Below are 22,940 nucleotides of genomic sequence, written 5' to 3'. Positions count from 1 at the left end.
CCCGCAGGTTTCCCCTGAACGGAGGGTGGGGTCAGTGCGCCCCGGCCGGCGGCGGCACGGCCCGTACCAGCCCCGACTGGTAGGCGATGACAACCAGTTGAGCGCGGTCCCGGGCGCCCAGCTTGGTCATCGCGCGGTCCACGTGGGACCGCACGTCCGGCGGGCTGAGCAGGAGCTTCTCCGCGATCTCCGTATCGGTCCGGCCCTCGGCCACCCGGCCCAGCACCTCACGTTCCCCGGCCGTCAGTGCGGCGAGGTCCTCGGGCGCCGCGAGCCGTGCGCCGTCGGCGGGAGTGGCAAGGAAACGTGTGATCAGGGCGCGGGTGGCGAGCGGGGAGAGCAGGGACTCGCCGGCCGCCACGATCCGCACGCCGTCGAGCAGTGCGTCGGGGGTGGCCTCCTTGCCGAGAAATCCGCTGGCCCCTGCCGCCAGCGCCTCGGCCACGTCCTCGTCGATCTCGGACGTGGCGAGGACCAGCACACGGGTCGCGGACAGCTCCGGGTCGGCGCAGATGGCGGTCGTGGCGGCCAGTCCGTCGCTGCCGGGCAGGCGGATGTCCATCAGGACGACGTCGGGCCGGTGGGCCCGGGCCAGCTCGATCGCCCGGGCGCCGTCGACGGCCTCGCCGACCACCTCCATGTCGTCACAGGAGTCGATCAGGATCCGGAAGGCGGCCCGCAGCAGGGCCTGGTCGTCGGCGAGCAACACGCGGATGGTCATGAGGTGCGTTCTTCCCTTGCCTGGGCAGTGGGGTCCGGCGGCGCGGTGGTGACCTCGTCGGTGACGTGGTCGCCGGGCAGGCCGGGGTCTCCGGCCGGCCCCTGCCCCCATGGTGGGCGATCTGCCCCGGGAAGGCAGCGCGGCTTCGCCCGCCGTCGGCACATGTCATCCGCCCGAGGTACCGCCCGGGGCGCGGCGGGAGTGACCGAACCGCGCGGCGCCCCGGGGCGAGGCTACGAGGGCCGTCCGGGTGGCGCCCGCACCTTCGCAGGGGGCGCACCGATCCTTCGGCCCGGTCCGCGCTCGGCGCCGAGGCCACCGGTCCCGTGCGGAACGTGCACGGTAAATTACTTGACTTAGGCAATGAATGGTAATGTGGAGGCATGCCCACACCGCCGCTTCCCCCGGGCCCCGTGTCCCCCGAGATCGTCGAGATCGAGCGGGCCCTCATGCGCATCACCTACCTCAGCACCCGCGCCCGGCAGCACGATCGGCTGATGGCCCTGGCCGGTGTGCCGCTGGACCGCGCGGCGGTGGCACTGCTGCGGCAGGTCGCCGACTCGGAGCCGCTGCGGCCCGGGGAACTGGCCAACCGGCTCGGTGTGGAGGCCTCGCACGTCACGCGCACGGTGCAGCAGTTGCAGCGCGCGGGGTACGTCAGCCGCGTCCCCGACCCCGACGACCGGCGCGCCCAGCGCATCGAGCTCACCGAGGCCGGGCGCGACGCCATCGAGCGGATCCGCGACGTCGGGGCGCGCGGCATGCAACTGGCCCTGTCCGACTGGTCGCCGGAGGAACTGCGCCGGCTCGCGACGCTCTTCCACCGGATGGTCGACGACTTCCTCGCGGCGGCGGCCGACGACGACGCCGAGCCGCGGGCCGCCGCCGAGGCCGGCACCTCCTGAAGCCGGGGTCGTCCACCGGGTGCCCCCGCGCCCTACCGGCGAGTAGGATCGCGCGTCAGGCGACCCAAGGAGGAACCGTGCCCCCGTCCCAGCCGCACGTCGGCGACATGATCGAGGACTTCGAGCTGCCGGACGAGACGGGGACCCCCCGCCGGCTGTCCGCACTGCTCGCCGACGGGCCGGTCGTGCTGTTCTTCTACCCCGCCGCCCTCACCGCGGGCTGCACGGCCGAAGCCTGCCACTTCCGCGACCTGGCCGCGGAGTTCGCCGCGGTGGGAGCCCGGCCGGTCGGCATCAGCGGCGACACGGTCGAGCGGCAGGCGGAGTTCGCCGGACGGCACACGCTCGGCATGCCGCTGCTGTCCGACCCGGACGGCGCGATCCGTGAACGGTTCGGCGTGAAGCGGGGATTCCAGCTGGCCCCGACCAGGCGCGTCACCTTCGTCATCGCCGAGGACCGCACCGTCCTGGAGGTCGTCCGCAGCGAACTGCGCATGAACACCCACGCCGACCGGGCCCTCGCGGCCCTGCGCAGCCACCAGGGGGCGGGAGCGGCTGACTGACGGAGCCGCGTCCGCGATACTGGCCCCATGCGGCTGCGAGGCAAAGCCCGCGTCACCGCCTGCCTGATGCTGGCGGCCGTGGTCGGCTGCACCAACGGCGAAGCCACCGGTCCCGAGACGTCCACCCCGGCCGCGACCCGCGCCGAACGCCCGGACACCACCGGCCCGACGCCGAAGCCGCCCGGCCCCGTGTCCCTGCCGGGCCTCATCGCCCGCGAGCACACGGGCTCCGGCCTGCGCCTCGGCGCTGTTCGCGCCCGCACCCAGTACGCCGTCACCTACCAGGCGAACGGTCTCACCATCTCCGGCATCCTCGACGTGCCCGAGGGCATGGGGCCCTTCCCGGCGCTCGTGCTGGCGCACGGTTACATCGACCCCGCCGTCTACACCACCGGCCGTGGACTGGCCCGCCAGCAGGACCTGCTCGCCCGCAACGGCTGTGCCGTCCTGCACACCGACTACCGCAACCACGCAGGCTCCGACGACGACCCGGACAACGACGTCAACCTCCGTCTCGGCTACACGGAGGACGTCATCGCGGCCGTCAAGGCCCTGTGTGGCTCCGGCCGTCCGGAGACCGACGGCGACCGGATCGGCCTGCTGGGCCGTTCCATGGGCGGCGGAGTCGTGTACAACACGCTGGTGGTGACGCCGGGCCTGGTGGACGCGGCCGCGGTCTTCGCCCCGGTCAGTTCGCGTCCCGAGGAGAACATCGACCGGTTCCAGCGGCCCGACGGCGACCCCGTCGTCGCCGAGATCGAGGCCGCGCACGGCACCCCCGAGGAGAACCCCGCCTTCTGGCGGGAGATCTCACCGATCACCTACGCCGACCGGGTGACGGAGCCGCTGCTCATCCAGCACGGCACCGCCGACGGCACCTGCCCCCTGAAGTGGTCCGAGCAGACCGCTGCCGCGTTCGCGGCGGCGGGCGTGGACGTCCGGCTGGTGAAGCAGCCGGGGGAGGGCCACACCTTCCACGCCCGCTGGCGGAGCTCCATGGACACCACCATGGACTTCTTCGCGCGCCACCTGCGCTGACGTCGGCAGGGCGGCGCCGGCACCCGGCCGCCGCGGCTCAGTCCTCCCCGGCGTCCGCGGCGACCTGGGCGAGCGTACGGCCACTGCGCACCGACCGGGCCCGTCGCGGATCCGGTGTGCCCCGGCCCGCCCGGGTGTGCCCGGCCTTCACCAGCAGCCAGGCCTCCGCGTCGCCCTGGTCGCCGCGGAACCGGGTGAGCGCGTACTCGCCGCGCAGCTTCGACCCGTTGAGCCGGAACGTGGCGTGCCCGTGCTCCAGCGACTCGCCGAAGTCGACCGGCCGCCCCTTACGGTCATGGCTCATCGGCTCGTACGTCCCGTGATCCCAGACGATCACCGTGCCACCGCCGTACTCACCCGCCGGGATGACGCCCTCGAACTGCTCGTACTCCAGCGGATGGTCCTCCGTCGGCACGGCCAGCCGCTTGTCCTTCGGATCGGCGGACGGACCTTTCGGGATCGACCACGACTTCAGCACGTCGTCCACCTGCAGCCGGAAGTCGAAGTGCAGGGTGCTCGCGTCATGGATCTGCACCACGAACCGGGGCGCGTCGCCCGAGGTGCCCGCACGCCCCTCGGGCTCGCCGGTCCGCCCGAAATCACGTTTGCCGCGGTAGGTCCGCAGCCGGTCGTCGCCACCCACCGTGACTCCTTCCGTGCGCCGCCACCGGGTACCCCGGGCCGCCGGCGTCAGAACTCCTCGTGCACCTCGGGGTCCCCGCCGGTGCGCTGCGGCTCGCGGTCGGCGACGGCCTGCATCTGCGCGGGCGTCAGCGTGAACCCGAAGATGTCGAGGTTCTGCCGCTGCCGCTCGGCGTCCGCCGACTTGGGAATGGGCAGTGCGCCCAGCTGGGTGTGCCAGCGCAGCACGACCTGACCGGGTGTCACGCCGTGTGCCTCGGCCACGGTGACGACCACGGGGTCCTGCAGCAGGTCGGTGCCGCGGCCGAGCGGGCTCCAGCTCTCGGTCACGATGCCCTTCTCGGCGTGGAAGGCGCGCGACTCCTCCTGCGGGAGGTAGGGGTGCAGCTCGATCTGGTTCACGGCGGGCAGCACGCCCGTCTCCTTCTCCAGCCGCTCGATGTGCTCGACCGTGAAGTTGGAGACCCCGATCGACCGCACGAGGCCCTCCTCGCGCAGTTTGATCATGGCCCGCCAGGAGTCGACGTACTTGCCGACGCGGGGGAGCGGCCAGTGGATCAGATACAGGTCCACCTGCTCCACCCCCAGCCGGCTCCGGGACTCCTCGAACGAGGCGAGGGTCTGCTCGTAGCCGTGGTGCCTGCCCGGGAGCTTCGTCGTGACCACGATCTCCTCGCGCGGGACACGGCTGCGGGCGATCGCGCGGCCCACGCCCGTCTCGTTGCGATAGTTCGTCGCCGTGTCGATCAGGCGATAGCCCAGGTCCAGGGCGGTCAGCACCGCCCGCTCGGCGTGCGCGTCGTCCATCGGCCAGGTGCCCAGGCCGAGGGCGGGGAGCGCCGTGCCGTCGTTGAGCGTGTGCGCCGGAATGCCGTCCACGGTCCACCCTTCGCTCGACTCTGCCGTACCGACAGTATGGGCGGGCCCGCCCGTGCCCGCCGCCGCGGGCCGAGGCGGCCCCGGCTGCCCTCGGGAACGCCGCGAGGCCAGAAGTGGTCTGGACGGGAAGGGGTGCGGGTCGCCACGGCGGAGGATCGCTGTCACGATCTTTCACGGAGCTGGCCGGACGACCGATGGAGTGCGCATGACGACGGACAGGGCCATGGCGGGGCAGCGGGCCGTGGGGGTCGAGGTGAACCCCGTCGCGGGGCACATCGGGGCCGAGATCACGGGCGTCGACCTGGCCGGTGAGCTTCACGACGCACAGGTGGCCGCGATCCGGGACGCGGTGCTGCGCTGGAAGGTGGTGTTCTTCCGGGGCCAGAGCCTGGACCACGCCGCGCACGTGGCGTTCGCGCGGCGGTTCGGTGAGCCGGTGGTGCTGAGGCGGCGGGGCAGTGCCTCACCGGCCGGCTTCCCGGAGATCGAGACGACCGCCGACCGGCTGGAGCTCGGCGGCAGGTTCGGCATGGAGCACGAGGAGTGGCTCCAGCGCCGACGGCACACCCTGCTGCGCGGCTGGCACTGCGACCACGGCGCCTGGATCGACCCGCCGGCCGCGACGATCCTGCGCGCCGAGACCGTCCCGCCGTACGGCGGTGACACCACCTGGTCGAACCTGGCGGCGGCGTACGCCGGACTCTCCGCGCCGGTGCGCGAGTTCGTGGACGGGCTGCGGGCCGAGCACCGGCTCGGCGTCGGCTACCAGCCCCGCCCGGGCGACGACGCCTACCTCCGCAACCTGCTGGATCATCAGGTCGCTTCGGAGCACCCCCTGGTGCGCGTCCATCCGGAGACCGGTGAGCGCGTCCTGTACGTCAACGGCTACTACGTCGAGCAGATCACCGGCGTCTCCCGCCCCGAGAGCCGGCTGCTGCTGGAGATGCTGCTGGAGCAGGCCGTCCGCCCGGAGTACACGGTCCGGTTCCGGTGGGAGCCGGGCAGCGTGGCCTTCTGGGACAACCGGGCCACGATCCACCTGGCCCCCGGCGACAACGCCCACCTCGGTCACCCCCGGATCATGCACCGGGTGATGCTTGCCGGTGACGTCCCCGTCGGCGTCGACGGCAGGCCGTCGGAGCCGATCACCGGCACCGAGCCGGGACGCTGGTGAGTCAGGCGTCCGGCTGCCGGCCCAGCGCGGGGGCCGGCTTCGTCGCCATGTCGGTGAGGATCCGCACGTAGTCCTCGCGGGACCGGGCGCGGACGTGCGGGGCCGGTGATCGGGTGCTGCAATGACTGCAGGTGCTACCTCCGGCCGCGCCGCGGGCGACCGACGTCGAAGGAGGTGTCGGCCGGATCATCGACCTCGGCTTCGTGCGCAAGGACGCCGACGGGTCGGTGGGTGGTGGAGTTGCGCGAGGCGGGGGACGATCCTCGTGTACGAGAACGTAGGGGCCGCCCCGATGGCCCGGGCCCTGCGGCGCGGCGGGGCCCAACTGGTGGCGAGCGGGCGCATTTCCGTGGACGCGCTGGTGGCGTCGCTCGACGCGACCGAGCCGGCGGCGCCCTGAGCGGACCCGTGGCCGTCGGGCGGGCCGGACGCCCTCCGTCGTCCCGCCGCACCTTCGCCCGGACCAGATGGGAGATGAGTGAGCATGCCAGGACTTCTCCGTGCGGTCGCCCGCACGGCCGTCGTCGCGGGTACCGCCACCGCGGTGTCCAACCGCGTCTCGGGGCGGCAGGCGGGCCGCTGGGCCGAGCAGGACAGCCGGCTCCGGACCGCGTCCCAGCCGCCGGCCGCGCCTGCCGCCGCCGCGCCCGATCCGGCCGCCGACGACATGACCAGCAAGATCGACCAGCTGAAGCAACTCGCCGACCTCAAGGCCCAGGGAGTGCTCAGCGAGGAGGAGTTCGAAGCCCAGAAGCGCCGGGTCCTTGCCTGACACGGAAGGGCGAGGAGCCGCGCGGCAGGCGGGCCCGGCCCCCGGGGACCCCGCCGGGACCCAGCCGGAGGAGGCGGACCGGCTGCGTGATCTGTTGCGCACCCCGGCCTACCAGAAGGCCCTCGTCGCCTCGGCGCTCGTCGGCGTCCCGGTCTCCCTCGCCGCGTTCTGGTTCCTCGCCGGCCTCCATCAGCTGGAGCACCTGATGTGGGCCGGACTGCCGGCGCGGCTGGGCTGGGAGACTCCTCCCTGGTGGTGGCCATTGCCGCTGCTCGCGGTGGCCGGCGTAGCCGTCGGGCTGGTCGTCAAGCATCTGCCGGGCAGCGGCGGTCACATCGCCGCCGGGGGCCTGAACGCCAAAGGGACGACTCCTGCCGCCCTGCCGGGGGTGATCCTCGCGGCCGCGGCCAGTCTGCCCCTCGGCGCCACACTGGGCCCGGAAGCCCCGTTGATCGCCCTCGGCAGCGGCCTCGCACTGCTGTTCGCGGAACTGGTCAGAACACTGAAGGCACCGCAGGGCATGGCGTTCCTCGGCGCGGCCGGCGCCGCCGCCGCACTGTCCGCGATCTTCGGAAATCCGTTGGTCGCCGCCGTCATTCTCATCGAGATGGCCGGAGTAGGGGCCCCTCAGCTGTTCGCGGTGATGCTGCCGGCGCTGCTGTCCAGCGGGATCGGGGCGCTCGTCTTCACCGGATTCGGCCGCTGGACCGGCCTGTCCACGGGAAACCTGTCGCTGACCCTGGGCGCCCCGATTCCCCGGCTCGACGCAGGGGACGTGCTGTGGTCCGTCGTCATGGCCGTCGGCATCGCCGCCGCACTCCACACGATCCTGGCGACCGGGCGGTGGGTGGCGCGCTTCGTCGCGGGGCGGCTCGTCACCGGCACGGTGATCTGCGCTCTCGCCGCCGGGGCGTGCGCGTCGGTGTACGCGCTGAGCGTCGGCCGGACGCCGGCGGACGTGGCGTCGTCCGGCCAGGCCACGCTGGGCCAGCTGGCGGAGAATCCGCAGGACTGGGGCGTCGGTGCCCTGATCGCCGTACTGCTGTGCAAGGGAGTGGCGTACGGGCTGTGCCTCGGCAGCCTGCGGGGCGGTCCCATCTTTCCCGCGCTCTTCCTCGGTGCCGCGGCGGGTGTGCTGCTCGCGCCGCTGCCCGGCCTCGGAGTCGTCCCCGGCATGGCGGCGGGCATGGCTGCCGCCGCGGTGGCCACGCTGCGGCTGCCGGTCAGCAGCGTGGTGCTGGTGGTCCTGGTGCTGCGCAGCGATGCGGTGATCCCCGTCGTGATCCTCGCGTCCGTGGTGGCCTTCGTGACGGTCCAGCTGCTGCCGGCCGGGCGCCCCGTGCCGCAGGTCGGCAAGCAGGCGGCACCTCCCGCGGCAACGGGGGACGACCGCCGCCCAAGGCGCGGCAGCGCCGGATGCGCACGGGCCGGGGCAGACCGACACCGGAACCGGGGTGCGGCGCCGGACGGAGACTCACGTGACGGGGGGTGAGGAGACGGAAGCTCACGTGACGGTCGGAGGAAAGGGGCCGACGTGGCAGTCGTACCCGGCCGTGGGCCTGACCCGCCGGAGAGCCACGACCCGCGTCCGCCGCGCGCGACATCGCCGCACCGCACGACGCCCCCGCGCCCGCTCGCCGCGGCCGACCGGATCCACTCGGCGAGGACCGCCAGCCAGGGCCGCCGGTCGGCGTCGTCGAGAGGACGCCCGGACGCCATCTTGGCGCGGCTGGCCTCGGGGTGGAGATCGTCGCCCTCCAGGAACGGCACGCCGAGCCGGCGCGCGAGGTGCACGCCCACGGTGGACTTGCCGGAGGCCGGCACACCCATCACGACCACCACCCGTGCTCCCTGGACCCTGCCGGTCAACAAGCCTCCCCGGGGTGACGCCGGAACGTGCCTCAGTCCACTATCACCTGTCACGTCACCCTGTGCCGTGCGCGAGGCGCCCCGCCGGCCCCCTGGTCCCCGCAACGGTCGTCCTCACCGGGCGCATCCGCCGGCTCCGGCGGATAGTGGTGCCGGGACGACGTTCCAGCCGGCTCCTCGCCACGCACAGGAGGTTCGATGGCCGCCAGACGGTCGCTGACCGCGCTCACCGGCGTCGTGATGCTCGGCCTCGTGGTGACAGCCTGCGAGGATCACGCGCTCGGCACGATCGAGTTGCGCACCGAGCGCGAGTCGGTGGAGGTCCTCTCGGACCCGTCGGTCAAGGGGTGCCACCGCTTCCGCGAAGGGGTGGTCCACGTCAACAATCAGACGCTCAACGACATCATCCTGTACACGACACCCGATTGCACCGAGCCGAAGGGCGCAGAGAGCGTGTATCTGCCCACGGAGACGTCGGACGAGGCGGTCCGCTCCACGGGACTGTGGCGCAGTTTCACCGTCGTCCACTGACGGTCCGGCAACATGGCGCAGACCGGGGCCGTGGGGCCCCGGCCTGGTCAGGGCAGGTGCTCCGGCTCAGCTGAACGGATCCAGCGTCAGGTTCGCCTGCTGCGGGTTGCCGTCGTGGATCAGGGATTCGTGGTGGCCTACGTCGTCGAAGGCGAAGGCGTACGCCTTCCCGTCGGCCATCCGGTCATGGATGATCCGGGCGTAGTGGTTGGTGACCGCGTCCTTGTAGAAGTTCGCCGGCGAGGTGTCCGGCTGGTCGGGGTCGGCGAGCAGTGTCGAGCGGTTGAAACCCGCGCACAGGGTGCGGGAGATGGGCCCGCGCACCTGGTCGTTGGGGGCGTCGAGCAGCCGGTGACAGCCGAAGACGCTGCTCGCGTCGGGCTTGTGGAAGCTCGTGACGACCGCGCCGGAACTGTTGGTGAAGTTCATGACACCACCCGAGACCCGCCCGAAGTACTTCGTGTTCGGCTGGTCCCCGAACGGCGTGACGGTCAGCGTCGTGGTGGCGTACTTCTGCCAGACCCTGTCGATGTAGTCGTTCATGACCGACGCCGGAAGGGCCCCGGTCTCCAGCCCGTACAGCGGTGACAGCGCCCGCAGCACCGTGCCGTCGGAGCGGGTCTGGATCAGTCCGCCCCAGCCGCCCGGCTGGGCCCGCAGCGCGTCGAGGACCCCGGTGTAGCCGCCCGGCTTCAGTCGTCCGGTGCTGACCACGCCGCCGTCGGCGCGCTGCACCCCGACCGAGTAGGGCGCCGAGAACATGTCGACCTGGGTGCTGTTGAGCCACAGGCCGGAGTCGTTGAGGGTGTACTCGGACCAGTTGAAGAGGATGTTGCGGTTCGGATCGCCCGGATTCTGCACGGCCGGCTGCACCAGACCGCCGGTGGTGAGGCGGAAGTCGAGCTTCTGGCCGTACGAGAAGTAGATCCGGCCGGAGAGCTTGGGGATCCGGATCGTCTTGGACTGCCCGGCGGCCGGTCCGGTGATCGACGCGTCCGGCGCCGGGGTCGGCGGGTTGCCGCCGGCGGGCCAGGCGTGGAAGGTGCCGTTCGCGTCGGCCCAGCCCTGCTGACCCGTCGTCAGCGAGGTGCCGAGGGTGTAGACGTACACGGGTTCGCCCCGGCCGGAGCTGTTGGTGATCTTCAGTGGGATCGTGGCGGGCACCGCGGCGTCCGCGGGCGGCGAGGTGCCGAACGTGAGCAGGGCGCCGAGCAGGGTGGCCGCCGCGGCTGACGTGAGGAACCGGTGTGTGAGGCTTGCGAGCACTCTCCACCTCCGTGCGGGTGTGGGGGGAGTTGGTCCGTACCTGTGTGTGAGAGCGCTCTCAGAGTTGCGTCAGGGCGCGAGCATGTCAATGACTTCGGCAACAGGAAGGCGGCGCCCGCCTGTTGGGGGCGCCGCCCTTCGTCGTCGCGGGAGAGTCGGGTGCGAGCGGTCAGAAGGTGCGGTCCAGGAGGTCCAGCAGGGCCGCCCAGTGCCGCGTGTCGCCCTCGGGCTGGTACGACGCGGTGTCGGACTGCGTGAAACCGTGTGGCGCGTCCGGGTGGACCTCGCAGCGGTGCCGTACGCCTGCCGCCGTCAGCGCGTCGTCCAGGCGCTGGACCTGCTCCGGCGGCAGGGACGGGTCGTGGTCGGCGTGACCGAAGTACAGCTCCGCGGTGATCCGGTCCGTCACCAGGTGCGGACTGTCCGGCTCGTCCGTCGCCAGTTGGCCGCCGTGGAATCCGGCTGCCGCCGCGACGCGGTCCGGGTACGTCCCGGCGGTCAGCAGTGACAGCCGGGCGACGAAGCAGTAGCCGGTCACCGCGACGGGGCCGTCCGCCACCTCGGGGCGCTCCGCCAGCCATCGCAGGTACACCCCGGCGTCGCGCATCGCGAGCTCGGGCGTCAGCGACCGCACCATCGGGCGGGCAAGAGCCCCGTCGGCCGACCCGCCCGCCTCCGCCGTGTGCCCGGGCTATTCGAACCGGGTGGTGTCACCCGCCCCGCGCCGTACGATCTCGGCCTCCCCCTCGGAGAAGTCGATCACCGTCGTCGGTTCCGTGCCGCAGTCCCCGGAGTCGACCACCCCGTCCAGGACGTGGTCGAGCCGGTCCTTGATCTCCCAGCCCTGCGTCATCGGCTCCTCCTCGTCGGGCAGGAGCAGCGTGCTGGACAGCAGGGGCTCGCCCAGTTCCGCGAGCAGGGCCTGGGTGACGACGTGGTCGGGGATGCGCACGCCCACCGTCTTCTTCTTGGGGTGCTGGAGCATGCGCGGCACCTCCTTCGTCGCGGGCAGGATGAACGTGTAGCTGCCCGGCGTGGAGGCCTTGATCGCGCGGAACACGTCCTTGTCGACCCGCACGAACTGGCCGAGCTGCGCGAAGTCCTGGCACACGAGGGTGAAGTGATGCCGGTCGTCGAGCCGGCGGATGGACCGGATCCGGTCGGTGCCGTCCTTGCTGCCCAGCCGGCAGCCGAGCGCGTAGCAGGAGTCGGTGGGGTATGCGATGAGCGCCCCCGACCGGACGCTGTCCGCGATCTGGGTGATAGTGCGCGGCTGGGGGTTGTCGGGGTGCACGTCGTAGTACTTCGCCATCTGCCGAGCTTATGCCGCGGGGGCGGGGGCGGCCGAGCGGACAGGGGAGTGGAGTCGTGTGCGAGGGGGTGGAGGGGGGAGCGGTGGGTGGCGGGGAGTGCCGCGGCGGCGGGAGAGCGGTGGACGACAGGGGCTGCCCGTTCGCCGCCCGTTCACCCGGCCCCGTACGCCCGTCCACGCCGCTAAAGTCCCAGGGCTCCGTGGCTCACCTTGAGGTAAGGTCCCCGACCGACGTGCCCGGTGCGGGCGCAGTGCCAGGTGAAGGGACAGGGACAGGACGTGGCCGGGCGAGAGGGCGAGCGCCGTCGCGCGGAGACGGTGGTCGGCGGGGACATGACGTGGGCGCAGGAGCTGCTCGACCATCTGCGGCCGTCCGGGCGCGATGTCCGCAAGGTCGTCGCCTGGCTCGCCGCCGCCACGCATGCGGACGTGGCCCTCCAGGACGACTCCGGCAACCTCCTCGCCGGCACCCGCACGCCCCTCGACGAGGCTCTGGTCGCCGACATCGTCGCCGGCCGGATCGCCTCCGCCGCGCTCCAGGACCCCGTACGCCACCTGAGGATGGTCCGGGTCGAACTCCCGCACCCGGCGACGGCCGGCGTCCTCGCCGTGGCCCGTCCCGGGGCCTTCGACCGGCGTACCGCGGACATCGTGACCCACACCGCCGGAGTGCTCGAAGTCCTGCTGCGGGCCCGCGAGAGCACCGCTGCCGGGCACCGCCTGCGGCGTGCCACCTCGGATCTGCGGCTCGCGATCCTGCAACTGCTCATGGTCGAGGACACCGTCTCCGCCCGCCGGGTCGCCGCGGGGCTGTGGCCCGGTCTCCTCGACACGGACACGGCCTGCGTCTATGTCGCCGAGAGCCGCCCCGAGGACCGCGACCGGTTCGCCGAGGAGTGCGTCCGTGCCACGGCGGAGCAGGCACTCGTCGTGCGCTGCCCGGCTGTCGACGCTCATGTGATCGTCGTGACGCCGGGCGAGGCCGCCGCCGCGGAGCTGCGCGAACTGGTCGGTGACCGCCCCGGAACCTTTCTCGGAGGCAGCGCCCGGCAGAGCCTCGCCCGGACCGCGACCGCGTACGGCCAGGCGGTCAGTGCCCTCGCCGTCGCGCACTTCCGCCCGGACCGGGCGGCGGTGTACGCCGAGCGCACGCACCCCGAACGGCTCATGGACCCGGTCGCCCTGCGCGACTGGGCGGCCCGCGTCCTGCGTCCCCTGGACGCGCTGCCGCACCACACCCGCGCCGAACTCCTCGCCACCACGCGCCTGGGCCTGGAGTTCACCGCCGTCAACGCGGCGGCGGTGCTGGGCGTCAGCCGTAACACCGTCCGCGCCCGCATGGAACGCGCGGAGGGCCTGCTCGGCACCGACCTGTCCGACCTCACCGTCCGGGCCACCGTCCACCTGGCCCTCAACACCCAGGCGTCCGCGGCTCAGTTGCCGGACGGTGGTGGCGGTGCGGGGACCCGGCTGACCGATCTGCTGGCCGGTCCCGCCCTGCGCACCTGGTCCGGTGAGCTGCTGCGCCGTCTGGACTCCGACACCCGGAACCTGCGCCGCACCCTGCGCACCTGGATCGCGGCCGGCGGCAACGCCGAACGCGCCGCGCACCTTCTGGGCGTCCACGCGCAGACCGTGCGCGAGCACGTGCGCAGCGCCGAGCCCGTACTCGAACGGCAGCTTCTGGCCGGGGGCAGTGACCTCTACGAGGTCGTGCTCGCCCATCTGGCGCACGGTGACCTCGACCAGCCCGTCCTGCGGGGGGCGAATCCGGGCCATCCGGACGCACCTGTGCACGGTTGAGTCCTCGCGGCGCCCGAACGGGCACGGACGCGATACACAATGAGCCAACCGTGCACGTAGGTTCGAGGCGGGCCGCAGGGGCACGACCGGAACGGGGGACCGGTCGGGCCCCGGGCGGTGCCGGCCGACTCAGTCCCGCAGCCGTACCGGCACCTCCTGCCAGCCGAACGCGATGAAGGACGGCACCTGCCGCAGCTCGCCCCCGGCGGGCCGGATCCCGGGGAAACGCGCGAACAGCGCGGGCAGCGCGGTGAGCGCCTCCAGCCGGGCCAGCGGGGCGCCGATGCACCGGTGCACACCGATCCCGAACGCCAGGTGGTCGTCCGCGCCGCGCGTGGCGTCGAAGACGGCCGCGTCCGGCCCGTAGTGAGCGGGGTCGAGACCGGCGGCGGCGTACGTCGTGATGATGGCGTCCCCGGCCGGAATGGTGACGCCGCCGGCCTTGACGTCCGTGACGGCGAAGCGCAGCGGCAGCGACGCGATGGACGGATGGACCCGCAGTGTCTCGTCGACGACCGCGTCCCAGGTGATCTCCCCGGCCCGCACGGCGGCCAGTTGCCCGGGGTTTCGCAGCAGGGCGACGACCGCGTTCCCGATCAGGTTCACGGTCGTCTCGAACCCGGCCCCGATCACCAGGAGCAGGGTGTACAGCAGTTCCTCGTCGCTCAGCCGGTCGCCGTCCTCGTCCCGTACCCGGATCAGCTCGGTGGTGAGGTCGTCGCCGGGGCGCTCGCTGCGGTGCGCGATCAGCGCCGGCAGCACCGTGCCGATCTGCCGTTGCACAAAGGCCGCGTGTTCGGGGCTGGGATCGGAGGTGTCCATGATCGCCGCGATCATCCGCCTCGTGTCGTCCCGCATCGCGTCCGGCACCCCGAACAGGTCGCAGATGATCCGCATCGGCAGCGGCTCGGCGAACCCCGCTCTGACGTCCACCACACCACCGTCGGCCCCGGCCGTCTCCAGCGCGTCGAGCAGCCCGGCGGTGACCGCCTCGACGCGCGGGCGCATCGCATCGGTGCGCCGGTGGGTGAAGCTCGGCGAGACCAGCTTGCGCAGCCGGGCGTGGTCGGCGCCGTAGGTGGAGAGCATGTTGACGACGCCGATCCAGCCCAGGATCCAGCCCCAGGAGGGGCGTTGGCCGATCTCGGGCCACAACCTCCAGTGCAGCCGGGGGTCTTTGCTGACCTGCGGGTCGAGGATCAGCTCCCGGAGCACGTCGTAGCCGGTGGGCGCCCAGGCGGGAATGCCGCCGGGCAGCTCCACGGGCACCACGGCGCCGAGAGCGCGAAGCCGGGCGGTCTCGCCGGCGATGTCGGCGCCGAACGGGTCGATGGCGATGCGCTCGGTCTCGGTCATGTGCGGTCTCCTGGCTGGTCGGGGGAGCGCGGGGTGAAGCGCACGGGCAGCGCGGTCAGCGACCGGTGGAAGGGACCCGGGCGCCAGGTCAGGCGCTCCCGGGGCACGAGGGGCTCCATGTCGGGCAGCCACTGGGTGAGCCGCTCGATCGCCTCCGTGACGATGAGCAGCGTGTGCTGCTTGACCGGGCAGGCGTGCGGACCCGCCGACCAGGACAGGTGCGAGGCGTCCCCGGGGCGCCGGGTGCCGCCGTGCTCCTGCTCCGCGAAGTGCGCCAGCGCGCCGTAGGAGATGACCACCGGCACCGCCGCCCGGATCCACACGCCGTGGAACGACAGGGGGCTGCGGGCGAAGTGGATGCCGTAGTTGGCGAGCGGCGTCTCGTGGTGCAGCACCTCCACCACCGCGTCCGTCACGGGCCGGGCCCCGCTGGTGAGGGTCGAGTAGTACTCGGGGTTGCCGAGAATCCTCGACAGCGCGTTCGACAGCAGGTTCGAGGTCGGTTCGTGCCCTGCGCCCAGGGTGAGGAACACCTGCCAGGTGACCTCCTCGGGGGTGAGTCCCGCCGGGTGGTCGAGGAGCCGGCTCGGCAGGTCGTCACCGCGCTGCCCGACCTTGGCGGCGATCAGCCCGATCACGTAGTCGCCGAACTCGGCCTCGCCCTCGGCGGCCTCGCTGCCCCCCTCGATCACCTTGCCGAGGGCGGCGTTGAGCCGTTCGCTCTCGCTGTCCGGCATTCCGAAGAGGCTGTTGAAGACGAGCGCCATCAGGGGGCGGGCGAAGTCCGCCACCAGATCGGCCTCGCCGAGCGGCCCGAACCTGCTCACCAGCACGTGCACCGCCCGGTGCACCCGCGCCCGCAGGTCGTGCGGCTCGACCAGATCGAAGGTGTCGATCAGCGTGGTGCGGTAGCGCACATGGTCGGCCCCGTCGGCGAACAGGGTGTTGGGGCGCCAGCGCATCATGCCGAGGACCGGCGAGTCGTCGGCGACGGTCGCCTCCCACGGCCGGGGGTCGTGCGAGAACGTCTCGGTGTCGTGCAGCAGGTCCAGCGCGGCCCGCCGGTCGACGACGACGTACGCCGGTACGCCCGGCGCGAGTTCGGCCCAGCCGATCGGGCCCTGGGCGCGCAGATCAGCGTAGTAGCGGTACGGATCCAGCGCGAAGCCGTCCTCCCACAGGCGCACCGGCACCGAGCGGGAGAAGGCCTGCCGGGCAGGGGGATAGGTGGTCACCGGGACTCCGGGGGGTGGCGGTCGATCAGATGCTGGACCAGGGCGAGCAGCGCGTCGAGGGAGGAGTCGCGCTCCCGGGCGTCACACGTCACCATCGGCGTGCCCGGATCCAGGTCGAGCGCGGCGCGCAACTGCTCCTCGCTGTAGTGGCGAGGGGCGTCCGGGAAGGCGTTGAAGGCGACCGCGTACGGCAGTCCGCTCTCCTCGACCAGCCCGAGCACGTCGAACGAGGCCTCGATCCGGCGGCTGTCCACCAGCACGAGCGCGCCGAGCGCCCCGTACGCGATGTCGTCCCACAGCGAGCGGAACCGTTCCTGTCCGGGCGTGCCGAACAGATAGAGCACGATCCCGCCGGTCAGGCTGATGCGGCCGAAGTCGATGGCGACGGTGGTCGTCGACTTGTCCCGCACCCCGGCGAGGTCGTCCACCGTCGTGGACGCCTCGGTGAGGTGCTCCTCCGTGTGCAGCGGCCGGATCTCGGACACGGAGTCGATCAGGGTCGTCTTGCCCACCCCGAACGGGCCCGCGACCAGGATTTTCACCAGTTCACGGGCGCTGTCGGGGAGGTGGATGCCGCTAGTTGTGCTTGAGGTCGCGGAGGCCATCGGCCACTCTCTTCAGCAGGTCGGGGTCGAACCGTTCGGCGGGTGGGATCGGCGCGCGGGCGAGCGCCAGGTTCCGGTCGACGAGTCCGGCCGCCAGCACCCGCACCGCGGAGACCGGCAGCCGCAGCAGCGCCGCGGCCTCCACCACGGTCAGCGAGCCGCCGGCCAGTTCGTCGAGGAGCGCCAGCTGGGCGGCCGGCAGATCCTCCGGCGGGGGTTCGCCGCTGCCGGTGAGTACCGAGAGCCGCTCCAGACGCGGGCGGCTCGGCCGGGCCACACCGCCCGTCGACAGATACGCGGGAACCAGGGGACGGCCGCCCCGGCGGCCGGTCATGCCGACGGGCCGCCGTCGGCTCCTCGGGGCGCCGCGGCCATCGCCTTCTCGCCGAGCCGCGCCACCTGCGAGTGCACCCGGTGCGCCAGCAGGTCCAGCCGCACCTCGGAGTCCCCGTGGGCGGCGACGACGGTGCCGTGGTCCGTCGGCACGATCAGTACGTAGCCGTGGTCGGACTCGATGACGACCTGGCGCACCTCGGCCCGGTCCCGGTCGGCGAAGGCCGCCGCGGCCGTCCGGCACGCGCCCTGCACGGTGCTGGTGATGGCGGCCACCCGCTCGGCCGACGGCTGCGACAGCGCGTCGGTGTAGCCGGTGACGAGTCCGTCCCGGGTGAGCAGGACGGCGGCCACGACGTGCGGTACCTCCAGGATCGGTTCGAGCACCCACGCCGTGTCGCCCGCATCGCGGCTGGTCATCGAGCCGCTCCCCCTTCGTAGTCGGTCTGTTCGGTGTCGCTGGTCGCTTCGTCGGCCGGCTCGGGGCCGCCGTCCCGGGCGACGGCCCGGGCCGCCGCCGTACCGGACTGCAGCGCGCCCAGAGCGGCCGCGGCCTCCTCGGGCCGTCGCGCCCGCGCGCGGGGCGCGGCCTCGCCGGAGGCGGGCGCCCGGGTACGGCGCCGCCGTTGCGGCAGCCCCCCGGCGTCCCGCGGCCCGCCGTGCGGCGATACGGCGCCGGAGGCGGCGTCGTCCGCTTCGGTGCCGTACGCGTGTGCCGGGGACGGCGGCGCCTGGGGTTCGGCCCGGCGGGTCGAGCGCGGGGCGCTGGCCGCGGGCGGGCGCTCCTCGGGGTCGACGTGGCTCAGCAGGTGGCTGTCGACCAGCAGCACGGCGCGCACCCCGCCGTACGGGGACGGCGAGGACAGGTCCACGCCGAGGTCGAACTGCCGGGTCAGCCGGCCGATCGCCGCCAGGCCCATGCGCGGCGGATCGCCCAGGTCGGTCAGCAGGATCGGCTCCGAGCCGGCCACCAGCCGCTGGGCGCGGTCCCGTTCGTCCTGGGTCATGCCGAGGCCGGCGTCGTCGATGGTGACGCACGCTCCGTGGTGGACGTGTTCCAGGTTGACCGTCACGTCGGTGTCGGGCGCGGAGTGCCGCAGCGCGTTGTCCAGCAGCTCGGCGACGATGATCGCGACCGGCTCGACCGCATGCGACACGAGGGCCGTGCCCGGTTCCAGATGGTTGTGCACACGGACCCGCCGGTAACCCGCGAGCCGGGCCTGACCGCCCGTCACGGCGTCCACCAGATGGGACTCCTCACGGGCGAGCCCGACCCACGCCCCGCACACCACGGCGGTGATCTGCGCCCGGCGCAGCGACTGCTCGTTCTCGTGGTCGAGTTCGAACAGCGTCTGCGCCAACTCAGGATCGTCGTAGCGCTGTTGCAGCCCGTGCAGGGCGTCCTGCAGCCGGTACAACGCCGCCTGGATCTCCCGGGTGGCGCCCCGCATCCCGGCCTGCGCGGCCGCGTCGATGCGGGTGCGCTGCGAGGTCAGCTCCGTGCGCAGCGCCCCCAGGACGTCGTCCAGGGCGCCGCCCAGCGGGGTGCCGGTGAGATGCGGCTGACGGGGACCGGGCACCGCGAGGTGGGGGCGGTCGAGCTGCCGGGCGGCGGCCGGCATGCGCTGTGCGGCCAGGTGCCCGAGTTCCGCCGTGAACGCGTTGAGGTTGCCGTCGAGTTGGCGGCGCAGGGAAGCGATCTCGGCTCGCTGCCGGGCCTGTTGACGGCGGGACCGCACGAGCCCGCCGCTCAGGGCGAGCGCGGACAGTGTGCCGGCGGCGAGCGCACCGGCGGCCAGGTCCGGTAGTTCGATCATCGAAAGGGTTCCAGGGGAGGTCGGGGCAGAACGGAATCCGAGGCCCCGGGGCGAGGCACTCGGAGCACAGTACAACCGTCAGCGACCGATCTCGCACGGTGAGGTGGGACTTGGTTCCGAAGAGGGCCGCTCTCTGTTCGCTTCTGTGCCGACTGTCCTAAATGCCATGTCGATCAAGCGAGTTGACGGGCATGATCGGCCGTCAGGTGCCGCAGAGCGGCGCCAGGACCGAGAGGCTGCTGTTCGCCTGACGCAGCGCCAGCTCCAGCGTGGCCGGCGAGTGCAGCGCGCCCGTTCCGTCGGGCGGGATCAGCCATTCCAGGCACCGGGTGGACCGGTACGGCGGCGGCACGGCCACCCATGACCCCCGGCCCGCGTTCCGCAGTCCGGCGCCGATCCACTTGCTGTCCGGGTCCGGGGGCAGGAAGAAGCCGACCCGGTGGGCGGCGACGTCCACCAGCGTCGGCCCCGGCATCGGCAGTGTGGGCCGCCACAGCAGGTCCAGCGCCAGCAGGCCCAGCTGGTCGGGCACGCTCAGCACGTCCCAGAAGCGGCCGGCCTCCAGCAGGGCGACGCCCTCGCCCCGGTCCCAGTCCCGCTTGCACGCCCTGGGATCGGGTGCGGCGGCGGCGAGCCACTCCACTCCTCGCGTCCAGCCGAGATCGCTCATGTTCCGCTCCGGGGGATGTCCGCCGGCCCCGGTGGGGGCCGATCCGGCATATGCATGCTGGTAGATATTTCTATGCGGGGGAAGGGGTGGCGCGGGCTGGCGTTTGTGGCGGTTCCGTTCGGGATCCGGCCGTGTGTCCGACGTGCGCCGAGTGGTCCGTCTGTGTGCCGGGCAGCGGGAGGGGTACCCGAGCGGCGCTGAGGGGCCCGCCCCGAAGGGCTCCGCCCGATCGGTGAAGGAGGAGGCCCGGATGACCAGTGGCACGGAGGCCGGCGGCGTCACCGGCACGCCGGACAAGGACTACAACCTGATCTGGTACGTGGAGGCGTGTCTGAACAACGCGCTACGCCTCGAGACGTACATCCAGGACGCGGAGCGCGAGAAGGACACCGAGGTCGCGGACCTGTTCCGCAAGGCCCAGGCGGACAGCCGCAAGGGCGCCGAACTGGGCAAGGCCCTCCTGCGCTCCCGGCTCGCCGGTACCTGAACCCCGCCTGCCGGACCGCCGGGGCCCGGACGCCGGCGCGCCGCGCCGGTGCCCGGGCTCTCGCATGCGCGGGGCGCCGGCGCAATCAGTTGCGGACCGGTGCGCGACGCCCTGCCGGACCGCCGGAGCCCTGCCCGGCCCGCGGGATCGGCTCACGGAAGCGGCTGCTCGGCCCAGATCACCTTGCCGCCCGGCAGGTAGCGCGTGCCCCAGCGTTCGGCGAGCTGCGCGACCAGGAACAGACCGCGCCCACCCTCGTCGGTCATGGTCGCGTACCGCAGATGCGGGGCGGTGCTGCTGCCGTCGAACACCTCACAGATCAGGCTGCGGTCCCGCAGCACCCGCACCCGGATCGGCGCACCGCCGTAGCGGATGGCGTTGGTGACCAGCTCGCTCAGGATCAGTTCGGTGGTGAACACGAGGTCCTGAAGACCCCATTCCGTCAGCCGCCGGGTGATCCGGGCGCGTACTTCGGCGACGGCCGCCGGATCGGGCTCCACGTCGCAGGCGTCCACCCGGTCCGGGCCGAGAGCCCGCGTGCGCGCGACCATCAGGGCGATGTCGTCGTTGTGCCTGGCCCCCAGCCGTGAGTCCAGCACCGCCTGGCAGGTGTCCTCCGGCGACGGCCCGGCCCGCTCCAGTGCCGTGCGCAGCAGATCGAGGCCGGCGTCGATGTCCCGCTCCCGGTCCTCCACCAGCCCGTCGGTGTACAGCACCAGCCGGCTGCCCTCCGCCACCTCCACCTCCTCGGTGTCGAACGGCAGGCCGCCCAGGCCCAGCGGGGGGCCGGGGGGTACGTCGAGGAACTCCACGCCGCCGTCGGGCCGGACCAGCGCCGGTGGCGGATGCCCCGCGCGGGCGATGGCGCAGCGCCGCACCACCGGGTCGTAGATCGCGTACAGGCAGGTCGCGCCGGTGACGGGCGCGGTGCCGCCCTCGGCCTCCTCGTCCTGGTCGATCCGGGCGACCAGTTCGTCGAGCAGTCCGAGCAGTTCGTCGGGCGAGAGGTCCAGGGAGGAGAAGTTGTGCACCGCGGTGCGCAGCCGGCCCATCGTGGCCGCCGCGTGCAGCCCGTGCCCCACCACGTCCCCCACGACCAGGGCGACGCGGGCACCGGACAGCGGCAGCACGTCGAACCAGTCGCCGCCGACCCCGGCCTGGGCCGGCAGATACCGGTAGGCGAGTTCCAGGGCACTCTGCTCGGGGAGGTTGCGCGGCAGCAGGCTGCGCTGGAGCGTCACCGCCATGGTGTGCTCGCGGGTGTAGCGGCGGGAGTTGTCGATGGACACGGCGGCGCGGGCGACCAGCTCCTCGGCGAGGGTCAGGTCCTCCGCGTCGAAGGCCCCGGAGCCGGTCCCGCGCCAGAAGGTGACCATCCCGAGGATCAGGGAGCCCGCCCGCAGCGGCGCGGTGATCAGCGAGTGGATTCCGTAGTCCAGGGCCTGCGAGGTGAGTTCGAAGTCCTGTGCCTGCCAGCCCGGCGCGTCCCGCAGCCGGGGCTCCAGCGTCGCCTGCGCGGCGCGCAGACTGCGGGCCTGCGGCGAGGACGGCACGAACTGGATCCGCTCGCCCACCGGATACAGCGGTGGATCCTTGCGCACGCCGGCCAGGGCCGTCCGGCGCATCTCGGTCCCCTCGGTCCCCGGCTCCGGCTGCTCACCGCTCAGTACCGCGTCGAACAGGTCCACGGTCGCGAAGTCCGCGAACCGGGGGACGGCCAGATTCGCCAGCTCCTCGGCGGTCCGCGTCACGTCCAGGCTGGTGCCGATGCCCGCACCGGCCGCGTACAGCATGTCGAGGCGTTCGCGCGCCAGCTCCGCCCGCCCGGACAGGGCCCGCAGCTCGGTCGAGTCGCGCAGGGTGGCCACGCTGCCGTGCGGGCCGCCCCGCAGATGGGTGGACCGCTGGTTGATCGCCAGCAGCCGGTCCTTCACCAGCCGCACCTCGTCCGTGACGACCTGCCCCGACGCCAGCAGCCCGGCGATGTCCGCGGGCAGGCCGAGATCGTGCACCGCACGGCCCTCGGCGTCGTCGGGCAGGCCGAGCAGCCGGCGGGCCTCGTCGTTGGCGAGCAGCAGGTCGCCGTCGGCGCCGACGATGAGCACGCCCTCGCGGACCGCGTGCAGCACCGCGTCGTGGTGTTCGTACATCCGGGTCATCTCGCGCGGCCCGAGGCCCCGCGTCTGCCGCAGCAGCCGCCGGCTCACCAGCGCCGTGCCCGCCGTGGCCATCACCAGCCCGGCCGCCGCGGTGAACAGCACCAGCGGCAACTGCCGGTTGGCCGCGCCCCCCACGTGCTCGGTGGTGATTCCGGCCGACACCAGGCCGACGACCTCGCCGTCGGGGTCCTTGACGGGCACCACTGCCTGCACCAGCTGCCCTATCGTCCCGTCGACCTCCTCCACGACCGTCCCGCCCGCGAGCGCGGGCCCGAGCGTGCCGACGAACCGTTTGCCGATCCGGTCCGGTATCGGGTGCGTGTAGCGGATGCCGTCGGTGTTCATCACGACGATGAAGTCGACCTCCGCCGCCTTGCGCGCCGCCTCGGCCCGTGGCTGCAGGACGGCCGACGGGTCGGGGCTGTTCAGCGCCTCGCGGGTGCCCGGCGCGTTGGCGAAGGCTTCGGCGACCGCCAGCGACCGGTTGCGGGCCTCCTCGGCGCTGTCGCTGCGGCTCTGCAGGACCAGCGCCACCACGGCCACCACGACCAGCAGCAGCACGATGAGGACCTGGAAGAAGAACACCTGCCCGGCGACGCTGCGCCCACTGAGCGCGGAGCGCAACGCCGCGGTGGGACTCCACCGCGAACGGCCGCCGTTGCGCTGCCCGTCGGGCCCGCCGTCCGTGTCGGACCGCGCCCGCCGCCCGCTCGGCCCGGAGACAGGCGTGCGTGCGGCGTGCTCTGCTGCGGGGGGACGGGTGGGCCGAGTACGGGATCGGCCCAATTGCCGGACCATGTGCC

23 protein-coding genes and 2 pseudogenes are annotated in these 22,940 nt (G+C 73.1%); 10 read left to right on the top strand and 15 right to left on the bottom strand.

Annotated elements, in window-relative coordinates:
- Positions 1-31 precede the first annotated feature (31 nt).
- Positions 32-721 (bottom strand): response regulator, encoded by a 690-nt coding sequence (locus tag ACIHCM_RS17995; RefSeq protein ID WP_399896363.1) that lies wholly within the window; start codon positions 719-721, stop codon positions 32-34.
- Positions 722-1,104: 383 nt separating this feature from the next.
- Between ACIHCM_RS17995 and ACIHCM_RS17990 the strand changes: the two genes are divergently transcribed.
- The 3 genes from ACIHCM_RS17990 to ACIHCM_RS17980 all read left to right on the top strand — a co-directional run bounded on the left by ACIHCM_RS17990 (position 1,105) and on the right by ACIHCM_RS17980 (position 3,227).
- Positions 1,105-1,626 carry a MarR family winged helix-turn-helix transcriptional regulator gene (locus tag ACIHCM_RS17990; RefSeq protein WP_399896360.1) on the top strand — a complete coding sequence of 174 codons (522 nt, stop codon included), beginning with the start codon at positions 1,105-1,107 and terminating at the stop codon, positions 1,624-1,626.
- Positions 1,627-1,733: 107 nt separating this feature from the next.
- Positions 1,734-2,189, top strand: a complete 456-nt coding sequence (locus tag ACIHCM_RS17985; RefSeq protein ID WP_399896439.1) for a peroxiredoxin — start codon at positions 1,734-1,736, stop codon at positions 2,187-2,189.
- Between the two features lie 27 nt (positions 2,190-2,216).
- The gene (locus ACIHCM_RS17980) at positions 2,217-3,227 is read left to right on the top strand and encodes an alpha/beta hydrolase family protein (RefSeq protein WP_399896357.1); all 1,011 of its coding nucleotides are present in this window, start codon (positions 2,217-2,219) and stop codon (positions 3,225-3,227) included.
- A gap of 37 nt (positions 3,228-3,264) precedes the next feature.
- Here ACIHCM_RS17980 and ACIHCM_RS17975 read toward each other — a convergent pair whose 3' ends face one another.
- Positions 3,265-3,870, bottom strand: a complete 606-nt coding sequence (locus ACIHCM_RS17975) for a DNA polymerase ligase N-terminal domain-containing protein (RefSeq protein ID WP_399896354.1) — start codon at positions 3,868-3,870, stop codon at positions 3,265-3,267.
- 47 nt (positions 3,871-3,917) lie between these two features.
- Positions 3,918-4,748, bottom strand: coding sequence for an aldo/keto reductase (locus ACIHCM_RS17970; protein WP_399896351.1), 831 nt, complete (start codon positions 4,746-4,748; stop codon positions 3,918-3,920).
- 205 nt (positions 4,749-4,953) lie between these two features.
- Here ACIHCM_RS17970 and ACIHCM_RS17965 point away from each other — a divergent pair, with 205 nt between their 5' ends.
- From ACIHCM_RS17965 to ACIHCM_RS17950, 4 genes are all read left to right on the top strand, one after another.
- Positions 4,954-5,922, top strand: coding sequence for a TauD/TfdA dioxygenase family protein (locus ACIHCM_RS17965; RefSeq protein WP_399896348.1), 969 nt, complete (start codon positions 4,954-4,956; stop codon positions 5,920-5,922).
- A gap of 265 nt (positions 5,923-6,187) precedes the next feature.
- On the top strand, positions 6,188-6,322 hold the full coding sequence (locus ACIHCM_RS17960) for a hypothetical protein (protein ID WP_399896345.1): 135 nt from the start codon (positions 6,188-6,190) through the stop codon (positions 6,320-6,322).
- Positions 6,323-6,406: 84 nt separating this feature from the next.
- Positions 6,407-6,694, top strand: a complete 288-nt coding sequence (locus tag ACIHCM_RS17955) for an SHOCT domain-containing protein (RefSeq protein WP_399896342.1) — start codon at positions 6,407-6,409, stop codon at positions 6,692-6,694.
- A complete protein-coding gene (locus tag ACIHCM_RS17950; RefSeq protein ID WP_399896339.1) occupies positions 6,687-8,186 on the top strand; it encodes a chloride channel protein in 1,500 nt (499 codons plus the stop codon). The genes ACIHCM_RS17955 and ACIHCM_RS17950 overlap by 8 nt, the downstream gene beginning before the upstream one ends.
- Before the next feature lie 131 nt (positions 8,187-8,317).
- On the opposite strand, the pseudogene ACIHCM_RS17945 reads toward ACIHCM_RS17950, so the two are convergent.
- Positions 8,318-8,524: pseudogene (locus ACIHCM_RS17945) on the bottom strand (AAA family ATPase); the annotation flags it as partial.
- A 237-nt stretch (positions 8,525-8,761) separates the two neighbouring features.
- Here ACIHCM_RS17945 and ACIHCM_RS17940 point away from each other — a divergent pair.
- Positions 8,762-9,094, top strand: a complete 333-nt coding sequence (locus tag ACIHCM_RS17940; RefSeq protein WP_399896336.1) for a hypothetical protein — start codon at positions 8,762-8,764, stop codon at positions 9,092-9,094.
- A gap of 66 nt (positions 9,095-9,160) precedes the next feature.
- Here ACIHCM_RS17940 and ACIHCM_RS17935 read toward each other — a convergent pair whose 3' ends face one another.
- From ACIHCM_RS17935 to ACIHCM_RS17925, 3 genes and pseudogenes are all read right to left on the bottom strand, one after another.
- Positions 9,161-10,360 (bottom strand): glycoside hydrolase family 64 protein, encoded by a 1,200-nt coding sequence (locus ACIHCM_RS17935; protein WP_399896333.1) that lies wholly within the window; start codon positions 10,358-10,360, stop codon positions 9,161-9,163.
- A gap of 169 nt (positions 10,361-10,529) precedes the next feature.
- A pseudogene (locus tag ACIHCM_RS17930) lies at positions 10,530-11,000 on the bottom strand (dienelactone hydrolase family protein); the annotation flags it as partial.
- Between the two features lie 51 nt (positions 11,001-11,051).
- On the bottom strand, positions 11,052-11,672 hold the full coding sequence (locus ACIHCM_RS17925) for an L-threonylcarbamoyladenylate synthase (protein ID WP_399896329.1): 621 nt from the start codon (positions 11,670-11,672) through the stop codon (positions 11,052-11,054).
- 333 nt (positions 11,673-12,005) lie between these two features.
- Here ACIHCM_RS17925 and ACIHCM_RS17920 point away from each other — a divergent pair, with 333 nt between their 5' ends.
- Positions 12,006-13,475, top strand: a complete 1,470-nt coding sequence (locus tag ACIHCM_RS17920) for a helix-turn-helix domain-containing protein (RefSeq protein ID WP_399896436.1) — start codon at positions 12,006-12,008, stop codon at positions 13,473-13,475.
- Between the two features lie 129 nt (positions 13,476-13,604).
- On the opposite strand, the gene ACIHCM_RS17915 is transcribed toward ACIHCM_RS17920, so the two are convergent.
- From ACIHCM_RS17915 to ACIHCM_RS17885, 7 genes are all read right to left on the bottom strand, one after another.
- A complete protein-coding gene (locus ACIHCM_RS17915) occupies positions 13,605-14,831 on the bottom strand; it encodes a cytochrome P450 (protein WP_399896326.1) in 1,227 nt (408 codons plus the stop codon).
- Positions 14,828-16,066, bottom strand: coding sequence for a cytochrome P450 (locus ACIHCM_RS17910; protein ID WP_399896323.1), 1,239 nt, complete (start codon positions 16,064-16,066; stop codon positions 14,828-14,830). The genes ACIHCM_RS17915 and ACIHCM_RS17910 overlap by 4 nt, the downstream gene beginning before the upstream one ends.
- Complete coding sequence (locus tag ACIHCM_RS17905) at positions 16,063-16,671, bottom strand: GTP-binding protein (RefSeq protein WP_399896320.1); 609 nt, start codon at positions 16,669-16,671, stop codon at positions 16,063-16,065. The genes ACIHCM_RS17910 and ACIHCM_RS17905 overlap by 4 nt, the downstream gene beginning before the upstream one ends.
- Complete coding sequence (locus ACIHCM_RS17900) at positions 16,643-17,005, bottom strand: DUF742 domain-containing protein (protein WP_399896318.1); 363 nt, start codon at positions 17,003-17,005, stop codon at positions 16,643-16,645. Before ACIHCM_RS17900 ends, ACIHCM_RS17905 begins: the two co-directional genes overlap by 29 nt.
- Complete coding sequence (locus ACIHCM_RS17895; protein WP_399896313.1) at positions 17,002-17,424, bottom strand: roadblock/LC7 domain-containing protein; 423 nt, start codon at positions 17,422-17,424, stop codon at positions 17,002-17,004. The genes ACIHCM_RS17900 and ACIHCM_RS17895 overlap by 4 nt, the downstream gene beginning before the upstream one ends.
- Positions 17,421-18,821, bottom strand: coding sequence for a sensor histidine kinase (locus ACIHCM_RS17890; protein ID WP_399896310.1), 1,401 nt, complete (start codon positions 18,819-18,821; stop codon positions 17,421-17,423). Before ACIHCM_RS17890 ends, ACIHCM_RS17895 begins: the two co-directional genes overlap by 4 nt.
- Positions 18,822-19,023: 202 nt before the next feature.
- On the bottom strand, positions 19,024-19,491 hold the full coding sequence (locus ACIHCM_RS17885) for a hypothetical protein (RefSeq protein WP_399896307.1): 468 nt from the start codon (positions 19,489-19,491) through the stop codon (positions 19,024-19,026).
- Positions 19,492-19,741: 250 nt separating this feature from the next.
- Between ACIHCM_RS17885 and ACIHCM_RS17880 the strand changes: the two genes are divergently transcribed.
- Positions 19,742-19,978: a hypothetical protein gene (locus ACIHCM_RS17880; RefSeq protein WP_399896304.1), complete on the top strand. Its 237-nt coding sequence runs from the start codon at positions 19,742-19,744 to the stop codon at positions 19,976-19,978.
- 152 nt (positions 19,979-20,130) lie between these two features.
- Here ACIHCM_RS17880 and ACIHCM_RS17875 read toward each other — a convergent pair whose 3' ends face one another.
- Positions 20,131-22,935, bottom strand: coding sequence for a SpoIIE family protein phosphatase (locus ACIHCM_RS17875; RefSeq protein WP_399896301.1), 2,805 nt, complete (start codon positions 22,933-22,935; stop codon positions 20,131-20,133).
- Positions 22,936-22,940 lie beyond the last annotated feature (5 nt).

This window comes from Streptomyces sp. NPDC052023 (assembly GCF_044548465.1).
Lineage (GTDB): Bacteria > Actinomycetota > Actinomycetes > Streptomycetales > Streptomycetaceae > Streptomyces.
The sequence above is the reverse complement of the archived record's forward strand: the minus strand, read 5'-3'. Positions and strand labels throughout refer to the sequence as shown.

What these genes read in the sequence shown, in the direction of transcription:
- ACIHCM_RS17905 (WP_399896320.1), bottom strand. Translation starts at nt 16,671, where the DNA reads ATGGCCTCCGCGACCTCAAGCACAACTAGCGGCATCCACCTCCCCGAC.
- ACIHCM_RS17965 (WP_399896348.1), top strand. Translation starts at nt 4,954, where the DNA reads ATGACGACGGACAGGGCCATGGCGGGGCAGCGGGCCGTGGGGGTCGAG.
- ACIHCM_RS17880 (WP_399896304.1), top strand. Translation starts at nt 19,742, where the DNA reads ATGACCAGTGGCACGGAGGCCGGCGGCGTCACCGGCACGCCGGACAAG.
- ACIHCM_RS17885 (WP_399896307.1), bottom strand. Translation starts at nt 19,491, where the DNA reads ATGAGCGATCTCGGCTGGACGCGAGGAGTGGAGTGGCTCGCCGCCGCC.
- ACIHCM_RS17995 (WP_399896363.1), bottom strand. Translation starts at nt 721, where the DNA reads ATGACCATCCGCGTGTTGCTCGCCGACGACCAGGCCCTGCTGCGGGCC.
- ACIHCM_RS17990 (WP_399896360.1), top strand. Translation starts at nt 1,105, where the DNA reads ATGCCCACACCGCCGCTTCCCCCGGGCCCCGTGTCCCCCGAGATCGTC.
- ACIHCM_RS17925 (WP_399896329.1), bottom strand. Translation starts at nt 11,672, where the DNA reads ATGGCGAAGTACTACGACGTGCACCCCGACAACCCCCAGCCGCGCACT.
- ACIHCM_RS17955 (WP_399896342.1), top strand. Translation starts at nt 6,407, where the DNA reads ATGCCAGGACTTCTCCGTGCGGTCGCCCGCACGGCCGTCGTCGCGGGT.
- ACIHCM_RS17980 (WP_399896357.1), top strand. Translation starts at nt 2,217, where the DNA reads ATGCGGCTGCGAGGCAAAGCCCGCGTCACCGCCTGCCTGATGCTGGCG.
- ACIHCM_RS17875 (WP_399896301.1), bottom strand. Translation starts at nt 22,935, where the DNA reads ATGGTCCGGCAATTGGGCCGATCCCGTACTCGGCCCACCCGTCCCCCC.
- ACIHCM_RS17940 (WP_399896336.1), top strand. Translation starts at nt 8,762, where the DNA reads ATGGCCGCCAGACGGTCGCTGACCGCGCTCACCGGCGTCGTGATGCTC.
- ACIHCM_RS17900 (WP_399896318.1), bottom strand. Translation starts at nt 17,005, where the DNA reads ATGACCGGCCGCCGGGGCGGCCGTCCCCTGGTTCCCGCGTATCTGTCG.
- ACIHCM_RS17920 (WP_399896436.1), top strand. Translation starts at nt 12,006, where the DNA reads ATGACGTGGGCGCAGGAGCTGCTCGACCATCTGCGGCCGTCCGGGCGC.
- ACIHCM_RS17915 (WP_399896326.1), bottom strand. Translation starts at nt 14,831, where the DNA reads ATGACCGAGACCGAGCGCATCGCCATCGACCCGTTCGGCGCCGACATC.
- ACIHCM_RS17895 (WP_399896313.1), bottom strand. Translation starts at nt 17,424, where the DNA reads ATGACCAGCCGCGATGCGGGCGACACGGCGTGGGTGCTCGAACCGATC.
- ACIHCM_RS17890 (WP_399896310.1), bottom strand. Translation starts at nt 18,821, where the DNA reads ATGATCGAACTACCGGACCTGGCCGCCGGTGCGCTCGCCGCCGGCACA.
- ACIHCM_RS17985 (WP_399896439.1), top strand. Translation starts at nt 1,734, where the DNA reads ATGATCGAGGACTTCGAGCTGCCGGACGAGACGGGGACCCCCCGCCGG.